The sequence below is a fragment of the Kitasatospora sp. GAS204B genome (assembly GCF_029892155.1).
Taxonomy (GTDB): Bacteria; Actinomycetota; Actinomycetes; order Streptomycetales; family Streptomycetaceae; genus Kitasatospora.
Map to the genome: position 1 here is coordinate 16,586 of NZ_JARZAG010000050.1, position 11,810 is coordinate 28,395.

At 68.2% G+C, this 11,810-nt stretch carries 4 protein-coding genes; 1 reads left to right on the top strand and 3 read right to left on the bottom strand.

All coding sequences use genetic code 11. The annotated features are described in order from the left end of the window. Positions 1–213: 213 nt before the first annotated feature. The 3 genes from P3T41_RS35870 to P3T41_RS35880 form a co-directional block, all read right to left on the bottom strand. Entirely contained in the window at positions 214–882 is a 669-nt protein-coding gene (locus P3T41_RS35870) for a 4'-phosphopantetheinyl transferase superfamily protein (RefSeq protein WP_280694849.1), read from the bottom strand. Positions 883–1,227: 345 nt separating this feature from the next. Next, entirely contained in the window at positions 1,228–1,449 is a 222-nt protein-coding gene (locus P3T41_RS35875; protein ID WP_280694850.1) for a DUF5988 family protein, read from the bottom strand. A 14-nt stretch (positions 1,450–1,463) separates the two neighbouring features. After that, on the bottom strand, positions 1,464–3,071 hold the full coding sequence (locus P3T41_RS35880; protein WP_280694851.1) for an aminotransferase class III-fold pyridoxal phosphate-dependent enzyme: 1,608 nt from the start codon (positions 3,069–3,071) through the stop codon (positions 1,464–1,466). 468 nt (positions 3,072–3,539) lie between these two features. On the opposite strand from P3T41_RS35880, the gene P3T41_RS35885 reads away from it, so the two are divergent. Next, on the top strand, positions 3,540–11,810 hold an 8,271-nt coding region (locus P3T41_RS35885), incomplete at its 3' end, for a type I polyketide synthase (protein WP_280694852.1).

An 11,810-nucleotide genomic window follows, 5' to 3' on the forward strand; every position in this document is an offset into this window, starting at 1 on the left:
CAGCCCATCAGTTGATTCGTTATTGATAGTTCCCTGCTCCCTGGGGGCCTGTCGAACTATCGGGGTCACCAGAGCACAGCTGACCGATCTGGTGGCGGCGGATCGCGGTGTTCAAGGGGCCTGGAAGTCGGCCGATCCCAGGTCGCCAGAGGCCCCAGCGCACATCGGGAAGTGTTCGCCATGGTCAAACCTCCGTTGCAACAACGCTCATGGTCAGTACGGGCCTGGGCCCTGTAGCGCCACCGCGGTGAGGACGAAGCCGCGCTGCACCGCCCAGCGGCCAGGCACCCGGGTCACAGCGATCCCGCCCACCGTTAGTCCGTTTACTGTCAGCCGGGCCTGGAAGGTGCCCGCGTCGGGATCGAGGTCGATCTCCGCGTCCAGGAAATCGAGTTGGCGGAGGTTGCCCGGATACAGGCTCTTGTAGACCGCTTCCTTGGCGCTGAACAGCAGGGTGTCCCAAGGGTGATGGGGCAGGCTGGCGGCGAGGGCGCGGATTCGTGATCGCTCGCGGGAGGAGGCCACAGCGTCGAGGATCCCCGGTTTCAGCGGCACGGCACACTCGGCGTCGATGCCGAGGGCGGCTACCTGTGAGTCGCGTGCCACGGCGGCGGCCCGGTATCCCGAACAGTGCGTCATACTACCCACCACGCCCTTGGGCCAGCGTGGCGCGCCGCCCTGGCCGGGGAGGATCGGCTGCGGCGCGATACCGATCTCGGCCAACGCCTGGCGCGCGCAGGACCGTACCGCCGCGAACTCGTCGCGGCGCGCGATCACGGCTCGCGCGATCACGGCCCACTCTTCGGGGAACAGGAAGAGCTGCGTCACCTCGCCGTACTCTTCAGCGCAGCGGACGACGCCAGGCAGGAGGCCCTCGAGCATCGTTACCTCCAAGCACGGCTTCCTACCCGACCAGCTGGTAGGTCTGCACTGGCTGTTCGTAAGATCGGTGGGCTCAAGGGCCCCGGGTGCGGCTGCTATGGGGAAGACCGCGGGGTGGCCGAGAGAGCTTGGCTGCCCGGGGCTCCATGGAGGTTCGTCCGCCGATGGGCTGCGATCGCTGCAGTAGGGCGCCGCCGATGAGGTGGCGGACGGCGCCAGGCGGGTATCCCGGTCGGCACACGTCCGCTCGCCGGATTCTTCTGAGGCCCTCAGGGATGCCCGTCCCGGTCTACTGCTTCCCATGTCAAGGCGCCGCAGTGTCGTCGGGCGGGAACGCGCTGCCGGCTATTCGGCGATGCTGGTGCGGTATGCCCAGCGGTAGAGCGCGATTTGGTGGCCGTCATGTTCGACGGTCTCCTCGGTGAGGACGAAGTGCTCGTTGCTGCCGCACCAGGTCAGGGCGGTCTTGTCCTGGTCGGGGGGATCGAGGTGGATGAGGCGATTGGCCTGGGGGAAGTCCCTGCGGCCGCCTGCGAGGTAGGCGTTGGGTTCTGCCGTGGCGTGCATGGTCGTTGTCCTTGTCAGTGGTCGTACTGGTCCGCTCTTGCATGAAGCAGGCTCTCGCCGTCCTGGTTCTGGAGTGTGGTCATCAGAGCGCGCAGTCCGGTTTCTACGTGATCGATCTCGGCGTCGGTCAAGTAGACGGACGGCTCGAATCGCAGTGTGTTCGTGGCGCTGGCGGTCGGAAATATCCGGATGGCTTGTGCCCGCAGGAGGTATCCGGCGAGGAGGTAGCCAAGCACTCCCGCACGTGCCTGTTCGCGGATGATCTCCGAGGGGGAGTCGGATTGGTCGTGGAATTCCAGGCCGATCATCAGGCCCTTGCCGCGAACGTCCTTGACGACGGTGCCGAACTCCGCTCCCAATGCGCCCAGCATCGTCAGGAGTCGTTTTCCCCGTTCCTCGGCCAGTCGGTATGCCTTCCCGTCGTGTGCTTCGAGAAGGTCCACTGTCCGGCTGGCGATCAGAGTGGAAAAGCTGTCCTTGGCGAAGGTCGAACTGTGGACGAGTTCGAACTCCTTACGGTAGCGCGATCCCCTTACCAGCGTCATGGCGGCTTTGGCGATCCCGCCACCCAGGCTCTTGGCCAGAGTGTAGTAGTCGCCTTGGAGGCCGATGTGCGAGCTGGCGAAGAAGGCACCGGTGCGGCCCATCCCGCTTTGCACTTCGTCGACGACGATCGGGCAGTCGATCGTCGCGCATGCCTGCCGGATCTGTCGCACGGCCGCCGGGTCGAGCATTCTGATGCCGGCCTCGCCCTGGACAGGCTCCAGCACGAAGGCGCCGAATATCGGTAGACTGCGTTCGATTACCCGCACTACTCCGTAGTCGAGCGATAAATCGAGCAGGACTCTCTTTTCTTCGTCGATGACTTTCGTCAGGGCCTCGGGCTGATCCAGAGAGACGAACCGGCAGTGCGTGGCCAGTGAGGAGAAGGGGGCCCGGAATCCGATGTTGTGGGTGAGCTGGACGCTGCCGATCAACTTTCCGTGGAAGGACCCTTCTGGGGCTATGAATACCGGCGGACCGACTAGCCGTTCGCTGTTGACACGCTTGATTCCTGCCACCAGGCGGTCGAGTCCGGCGTCATCCGACGCTTTCCAGTCCGAACCGAGTACCGCAGAAACATCCTCGGGAATTATCCAGGCACCATTGCGGACAGCGGTATGTGCCCTCTCGATGTTGGCTTCGATGTCTTCGGTGAGCGCGGCCAACTTCATCGTCCGGTCGAGCTCGGCGTGCTTGATCGCCGCTTCGACAGCCTCTGCCCCACTGTTGGAAAAGATCGCCGAATAGGGATCTTCGGTTCCGAGTTCGCGTCGGATGATGGAGTTGACCTTCGTGGCGAGGGTGTTCGCGTAGGGATGCCTGGAGAACTGGGCATGGATCGGCGTCCCTTCGTCGAGCAAACGCTTTGCGTAGCCCACCAGCTCGGGGTTGTTGTGCCCGAGTATCGTCGATCCGTAGCCGCCGGCCAGGTCGAGCACGGGGACTTCGTCCCCCTGAGTGCCGCGATAGAAGAGAGTGTTTCCTTGGGCACGAACATACTCGACCCCAAGTCCCACCGAGGACAGCCATGCTGCCAAATGCGGTTCTGACAGCTCGAGCTCCTCGATCACCGGGTTCATCTTCTGCCCTGCCTTCTCGTATCGTGTGGATCCGTCTGCGCTCTCTCTGACAGCTCGCCAATGAACGGCTGTGCTCTTCAAGGCGGAGCACGCCACGCCGGAGGTGCGCTCAACTACTGGGAGTGAAACCCGGTTCCGTGCCTCTCCCGGCAGCGTCGAATATCTGCATCCAGTGAGAAGGTATCACTGGCGTCTTCGTGCTGCATGATTCCGACGTAATAGGTCGGTAACGGCTCTCTCCTCTGCGTTCTGAATGAAGCTAGATTGCCTGGTTACCACGATCTTCCGAGTGAGTCCGAAAATTGATTCGGCGACACCTCTGAAGTCCGCCGGTCATCAGCTGGTAATTTTCTTGATCGAACATCTGGTTACCGTCCGTAGACTATTTCCGGCCGTCGGAGAATGAACCCGTGATACGTTCAATGCGGCCGAAAGTGATTTCCGGCAGAAGAAGGGCAGTCGAACGAAATGACGATCGAGCGACACTCCGCCTGCTTGCGGCGGGACCAGCCCGAGCCGATCGCTGTGGTCGGCCTGTCCTGCCGAGTGCCCAGGGCGTCCGGTCCCGCCGCCTTCTGGGAACTGTTGCGCGAGGGCCGAGACGTCATCGCGCAGATGCCCGCGCACCGGCGCGAGTCGATCGCGGCTGACGCCCGAAGCGAGATGCGGTTGGGAGGGTTCCTCGACGACATCGCGGGTTTCGACGCCGCCTTCTTCGGCGTCTCACCTCGCGAGGCCGTCGTCATGGATCCGCAGCAGCGGCTGCTCCTGGAACTCGCCTGGGAAGCGCTGGAGGACGCCGGGATCGTCCCGGCGAGCTTGGAGGGCAGCCAGACCGCCGTCATCGTCGGCACCATCCGCGAGGACTACACGAGCCTGCTGTATCAGCAGGGCTCCGCGGCCATCACTCAGCACACCGTCACCGGCACGCACCGTGGCATCCTCGCCAACCGGGTGTCGTACGTGCTCGGGCTGCGCGGCCCCAGCTTCACCGTTGACACTTGCCAGTCGTCCTCGCTGGTAGCCGTCCATCTAGCCTGCGAGAGCCTGCGCAACGGAGAATCCGACCTGGCCCTCGCGGCAGGGGTCAACCTCAACATCCTCGTGGAGGGTGTGCTGGGCGCTGAGCGGTTCGGCGGGCTGTCCCCGGAGGGCCGCTGCTTCACCTTCGATGCCCGGGCCAACGGCTATGTGCGCGGCGAGGGCGCCGGCGTGGTCGTACTCAAACCGCTGAGCTTGGCCGTCGCCGACGGTGACCGCATCCACGGCGTGATTCTCGCCAGCGCGGTCAACAGCGACGGCGCGACCACGGGACTGACCGTACCCAGTCCCGCCGCACAGGAGCAGGTGCTTCGCCTGGCTCAGCGGCGGGCCGAGGTGGCCCCGCAGGAGGTGCAGTACGTCGAGCTGCACGGCACCGGCACGCCGTTGGGCGACCCGATCGAGGCGGCCGCGCTGGGTGCGGCGCTCGGCCGTCTGAAGGCGGCCGGGGATCCCCTGAGGGTGGGCTCTGTCAAGACCAACATCGGGCACCTCGAAGGCGCTGCCGGTATAGCCGGTCTCATCAAGCTGATCCTGTCCATCAGCCACCGTCTGCTGCCGGCGAGCCTCAACTTTCGTACGTGCAACCCGAAGATCCCACTCGACGAGCTCAACCTGTCGGTCAACGACCGCCTGAACGACTGGCCCCACCCGGACCGCCCGTTGATCGGCGGTGTGAGTTCATTCGGCATGGGGGGCAGCAACTGCCACGTCATAGTCACCGAGGCACCGGCGAGCGTGGCCGTTGGGCAGGTGGCGGGACGGCCACACCCGGCCGCGGTGCTGCCGGTGGTGGTTTCCGGTCGGGGGATGGCCGCGATGCGAGCCCAGGGCGCCAGTCTGGCCCGGTTCGTCGCGGCACACAGCCACGTGGGCGTGGCCGACGTTGGCAGGTCGTCGGTCTCCACCCGGTCTCAGTTCGGTCACCGGGGTGTCGTCCTGGCCGCCGACCGCGCCGAACTGCTGGCGGGACTGGAGGCTTTGGCGTCGGGTACACCTGCGGCCGGGGTGGTGTCGGGCACGGAGGCGGGTGGCCTGCTGGGCATGGTGTTCTCCGGGCAAGGCGCGCAGCGCACGGGCATGGGGGCGGAGCTGTATGCGGCCTTTCCGGTGTTCGCGTCGGCCTTCGACGAGGTGTGCGCGCAGCTCGACCCGCTGCTGGAGCGTCCACTGCGGGAGGTCATCGCCTCGGGCGACGAACTCGATCAGACCGGCTACACGCAGCCCGCGCTGTTCGCGGTCGAGGTGGCGTTGTTCCGCCTGTTCGAGTCGTGGTGGGTGCGCCCGGGCTTCCTCACCGGGCACTCGGTCGGTGAGGTGGCCGCTGCCCATGTCGCCGGCGTGCTCTCGCTGGCCGACGCTTGCTCGCTGGTGGCCGCCCGCGGGCGGCTGATGCAGGCGTTGCCGGCCGGCGGCTCCATGGTCGCGGTACAGGCCTGCGAAGCCGATGTGATCTCGGCACTGGCCAACTGGCAGGGGCGGGTGGTCGTCGCGGCGGTGAACAGCCCCGCCTCCGTCGTCTTGTCCGGCGACACCGAAGCGGTGCTTGGCGTCGCGGCCGTCCTGCGGTCCAAGGGGCACAAGACCAAGCAACTGACGGTCAGTCACGCGTTCCACTCACCGCACATGGACGCGATGCTCGACGAGTTCCGCAGGACTGTCACCCCGCTGTCGTTCCACCGCTCCGGTATCCCCATCGTCTCCACGGTGACGGGAGAGATCGCTCCGCCCGAACTGCTGGCATCCCCCCACTACTGGGTCGACCAGGTCCGCCGGCCGGTGCGGTTCATGGCGGCCGTGCGCACCATGGAAGCCGAGGGCGTACGCACCGTCATCGAACTGGGGCCCGACGGGGTGTGCTCGCCGATGGTGACCGAGAGCGTGCTCGACCGCAACCGGGTCGAGGTCGAACCCGCGTTGCGCTTCGGCAAGCCCGAGGAGCGCACGATCGGCGCAGCACTCGCACGAGCGTTCGTGCGCGGGGTGGCGGTGGACTGGGACGCTGTGTACGCCAATACCGGGGCACACCGGATCGACCTGCCGACGTATGCCTTTCAGCGCGAGCGGTACTGGGTAACGGACCCGCCTGCGGTCGGGGCGGACAGTTCCCCTGCGGGCGGTCGCGGCGAACCCCCTCCCGCCAGGGAGCCCGCACCGTCGTCGCCGGCGCATGAGCACGCGGTGGCCGAGCTCGTGACAGCGCACGTCGCCGCGGTCCTGGGCTACCCGCCCAGCCGGCCGATCGAGACGGACCTCTCATTCCGGGATCTCGGGTTCAGCTCACTGATGACGGTGGAACTGCGCGAAAACCTCATCGACGCGACCGGACTGCGACTGCCGACCGGCCTCCTGTTCGACCACCCAACGCCCAGCGCGCTGGTGGACTTCATCGCCGCCGAGCTGCGGGGCGCCGAGGACCGCGACGAGGACCTGCCCAAGCCGTCCGGCTGTGACGAGCCGATCGCCATCGTCGGCATGGCCTGCCGATACCCCGGCGGCATCATGTCACCCGAGGACCTGTGGCGGCTGGTGGCCGACCACCGTGATGCCATCTCGGCGTTCCCCACCGACCGGGGGTGGGACGAGGACATCTACGACCGGGACCACGAGCGCTCCGGCAAGAGCTATGTGCGCGAGGGCGGCTTCCTGGACGACGTCGGCAGGTTCGACGCCGAATTCTTCGACATCTCCCCGCGTGAGGCGACCGCGATGGACCCGCAGCAGCGGCTGCTGCTGGAAATCGCCTGGGAGGCGCTGGAACGGGCCGGACTGGTCCCGCGGGAGCTGCGCGACACTCCCACGGGCGTGTTCATCGGCGCGACGGCCGGCGACTACGGCCCGCGGATGCACGACGCCACGGAAAGCGTCGAAGGGCATCTGCTCACCGGCAACACGGCCAGCGTGATGTCCGGGCGCATCGCCTACCAGTTCGGTTTCGTCGGCCCCGCGATCACCGTGGACACGGCCTGCTCCTCATCCCTGGTCGCCCTGCAGATGGCCGTGCAGTCGCTGCGACGTGGTGAGTGCGCTCTCGCCCTCGCAGGCGGGGTGGCGGTCATGTCCAACCCCGGCATGTTCCTGGAGTTCTCCCGCCAGCAGGGACTGTCGCCGGACGGGCGCTGCAAGGCCTTCGCCGCTGCCGCTGACGGCACAGCGTGGTCGGAGGGCGCCGGCCTACTGGTGGTGGAGCGGCTCGGCGACGCCCGCCGGCACGGCCACCAGGTCCTCGCGCTCGTCAAGGGCTGCGCGATCAACTCCGACGGCGCATCCAACGGCCTGACCGCCCCACGCGGCCTGTCGCAGCAGCGCGTGATCCGCCAGGCACTCGCCGACGCCGGACTCACCACCCGCGACATCGACGTCGTCGAGGCACACGGCACCGGCACCACGCTGGGCGACCCCATCGAGGCCGAGTCGATTCTGGCGACCTACGGGCGCGACCGGCAGGGGCGGGAACCGGTACTGCTCGGCGCGCTGAAGTCCAACATCGGGCATACCCAGGCAGCGGCCGGCATCGGCGGCGTGATCAAGATGGTCGAGGCCATCCGGCACAGCCTTGTGCCGGCCACGCTGCACGTCGATCAGCCGACGCCCCGCGTGGACTGGACATCTGGTGCGGCCGCCGTGGTAAGCGAGGATCGGCAGTGGCCGCAGACCGGCACACCCAGACGGGCCGCGGTCTCCTCGTTCGGGATCAGCGGGACCAACGCGCACGTCATCCTCCAGCAGGCCCCCGACCACGCGCCAGACGGCGAGCCGGCGCCCGCGCGGACCGTGCCGTGGCTGCTTTCCGCCCGCAGCGCGCACGCACTGCGCGCACAGGCCTACACGCTCCTCGCCCACCTGGACACCCACACCGCCGCACCCCTCGATCTCGCCTACTCCCTCGCGACCCGGCGCTCCACCCTCGAACACCGCGCCGTCGTCATCGGCACCGACACCGACAACCTGCGTGCCGGACTGCGCGCGATCGCCGACGGCACCCCTCTGCCCGGCGTCGTCCACGGCCACTACAACGGCAGCCGCGAGCGCAAGTCCGTCCTGGTCTTCCCCGGCCAGGGATCCCAATGGGCGGGGATGGGCGCCGAACTGCTCGACACCTCACCGGCCTTCGCCGACCGGATCGCCCAGTGCGAACTCGCACTCGCGCCGTACATCACCTGGTCACTGCGCGACGTGCTGCACGCCGCCGACGGCGCGCCCGGGTTCGACCGGGTCGATGTTGCCCAACCCGCGCTCTGGGCGGTCATGGTGGCACTCGCCGAGGTGTGGCGAATCCACGGCCTGGAACCGTCGGCGATCCTGGGCCACTCCCAAGGCGAGATTGCGGCGGCCTGCGTCGCAGGCGCCCTCTCGCTCGCCGACGCGGCCAAGGTGGTCGCGGTCCGCAGCCAGGTCATCGCCCGCGCGCTGTCCGGCCAAGGCGCGATGGTGTCGCTCACCGCACCGCACGACGTGGTGATGAGCCGCATCGAGCAGTGGGGGGAGAAGATCTCCGTCGCCGCCGTCAACGGGCCCTCCACGGTGGTCCTGTCAGGTCAGCGCGACGCCCTCGACCAACTGATCGCCGCCTGCACCCAGGACGGCATCAGAGCGAAGAAGATCCCCGTGGACTTCGCGTCCCACTGTGCCCAGGTCGAGCTGATCCGCGACACCCTCCTCCAGGAACTCGCCGGCCTTGAGACCCACGAGAGCCGGATCCCGTTCTTCTCCACCGTCACCGGCGACTGGCTCGGCGAAACTCCGCTCGACGCCCACTACTGGTACGAAAACCTGCGCCGTACGGTCCGCCTCGAGGAGTCGGTGCGGGCGCTGTCGCGCCTGGGCCACGACGTCTTCCTCGAGTGCAGCCCTCACCCCTTGCTCACCACGAGCATCGCGGACACGCTCGCCACCACGGACGCCGACGCGAGCGTCATCGGCTCGATCCGCCGCGGCGACGGCGGACTCACCCGCGTACTGACCTCGCTCGCCGAGGCCCACGTCAATGGCGTACACGTCGACTGGCGCGAGCGCGTCGAGGGCGGCCGCACGGTCGACCTGCCGACGTACGCATTCCAGGGCGACCACTACTGGCTGGCCCCCAGCACTCGCTCCGACGCCCACGGCCTTGGGCTCGACCCCGCCGAGCACCCGCTGCTCGGCGCGGCGGTGGACGTGGCCGGCGGCGGGATGGTCCTCACCGGCCAGCTGTCCCTGCGAACGCATCCTTGGCTGTCCGACCACGTCGTCGAAGGCACCGTCCTGCTGCCCGCCACAGCCTTCCTCGAGCTGGCCTTCGCCGCGGGAGAACGCGCGGGCATCGACACGGTCGACGAGCTGACCCTCGAAGCGCCGCTGGCGCTGCCCGAGCAAGGCACCGTACGCATCCAGGTCAGGGTCGCCGACCCCGATGACGGCGGCTCCCGGCCGTTCACCATCCACGCGCGCCCAGCCACTGAGGACCCGGCACGACCGTGGACGCAACACGCCACCGGCGTCCTGTCGCCCTCCGCTGACCAGCCGACGGCCGGGCACGTGGGCCAGTGGCCGCCCGCCGGCGCGGTCCCGCAGCCCGTCGACGCCGCCTACGCCGCCCTGCTCGACCTCGGATACAACTACGGTCCCACGTTCCAGGGATTGCGGGCCCACTGGCGGCTGAGCGACGAACACTTCGCCGATGTGGAGCTGCCCGAAGAGCACCACGATCACGCCACCCGTTTCGGCCTGCACCCCGCGCTGCTCGACGCCGCGTTGCACCCGCTGCTGCCCCATCTGGCCGCTCCGCAGAACCCCCAGGAGATCCAGTTACCGTTCTCCATGGCCGGTATCCGGCTGCACGCGGCAGGAGCCACCGCGCTCCAGGTACGGATCACGCCCACCGGCCCGGACACAGTCGCGCTGACCATCACCGACAAGGCCGGCGCCCCCGTCGTGACCGTGGCATCCCTCACACTGCGCCCCGTCGCCAAGAGCATGCTCGCCACGGCCGGGCGCGACAACCTGCTGTTCACGGTCCAGTGGCCCATGGTGCCCGCACCCGCCGTCCCCGCGAGCAGCCGAACGGACCTGACCGACGACGACCTCTCCGCCGCCACTCCCGCCGATCTCGTGGTGACGACGCTCGAGCCCAGCCACGACCTGTTGCCCGCCGCCGCACACGCCGCCACCGCCCGAGTGCTGGAACTGCTCCAGCAATGGCTGGACGACGAGCGGTTCGCACGGTCTCGGCTCGTTCTCGTGACGACCCGCGCCGTCGCCGTGCTGCCCGACGACGACGTGGCCGACCTGGCCCACGCACCGCTGTGGGGCCTGGTGCGCACAGCCCAGACGGAACACCCCGACCGGGTCGTTCTGGTCGATCTCGACGGGCGCGGCGACGCGCAGACGCTGATCCCCCGCGCGGTCGCCACCGGCGAACCGCAAGTCGCCGTCCGAGACGGACAGTTCCACGTCCCGAGGCTGGCCCGTACCACAAAACGGCGCACGGACCCGCTCGAGCCCAACCCGGCCGGCACGGTGTTGATCTCGGGTGGTACGGGTGCTTTGGGGGCGGTTTTGGCCAGGCACCTTGTCGTGGAGTACGGCGTGCGTCATCTGCTGCTTCTCAGTCGGCGGGGTCTCGACAGTCCGGGCGCTGAAGCGTTGGGGGAGGAGTTGGCTGGGCTGGGTGCCGAGGTCCGTATCGTCGCGGTCGATGCTGCGGACCGTCAGGTGCTGGCTGCTTTGCTCGCCACGGTGCCCGAGGAGCATCCGCTGAGTGTTGTGATTCATACCGCGGGTGTCCTGGAGGATGCCACGCTCACGTCGCTGACTCCGGCTCAGCTGGAGGCTGTGATGCGGCCCAAGGTCGATGGTGCGTGGAACTTGCACGAGTTGACCGAGAACGCAGGCTTGTCGGCGTTCATCATGTACTCCTCCATTGCCGGAGTCATCGGTGCCCCGGGACAGGCCAACTACGCGGCCGCCAACACCTTCCTGGACGCCCTCGCCCACCACCGCCGCCACCACGCACTGCCCGCCCAGTCCCTGGCCTGGGGACTGTGGGACATGCGGTCAGGCCTGGCCGGCGCGCTGTCCGAGGGCGACGTGGCCCGGTGGACCCGAAGCGGTGTCACACCGCTCACCGCGGAGCAGGGGCTGCGACTGTTCGACCAGGCACTGACCAGTGGCGACACGCCCCTGGTGCCCGCCGATCTGAATCCGAGCAGGGCCATGGCCGGCTCCGGCCTTCCGCCTTCCATCTGGCGAGGCCTCGTCCGTGCGCGCCGCGCCGCACCCACCTCAGGCACCCGTGACGGCGGCGATTGGCCGGCCGACATCGCCGCGCTGCCCGCCGAGGAACAGCCCGGCGCCGTACTCGACCTCGTGCGCGCCGCCGCCGCTTTGGCACTGGGACACGTCTCAGGTGACGACATCGACACCGCCCGGGCGTTCAGAGAACAGGGCTTCGACTCACTCACCGCCGTCGAACTGCGCAACCGGCTCAACAGCGCGACCGGGCTGCGGCTGCCGTCCACGGTGATCTTCGACCATCCCAACCCTGACGCGCTGGCAAGACACTTGCTGGACCAGGTCGTGGGGTCAGGGCGAAGAGCCCTGGCACCGTCCACGGGCGTGAACGATGAGCCGGTTGCGGTGGTGGGGATGGCGTGTCGGTATCCGGGTGGTGTGGGTTCGCCGGAGGGTCTTTGGGGGTTGGTGGATTCGGGTGTTGAC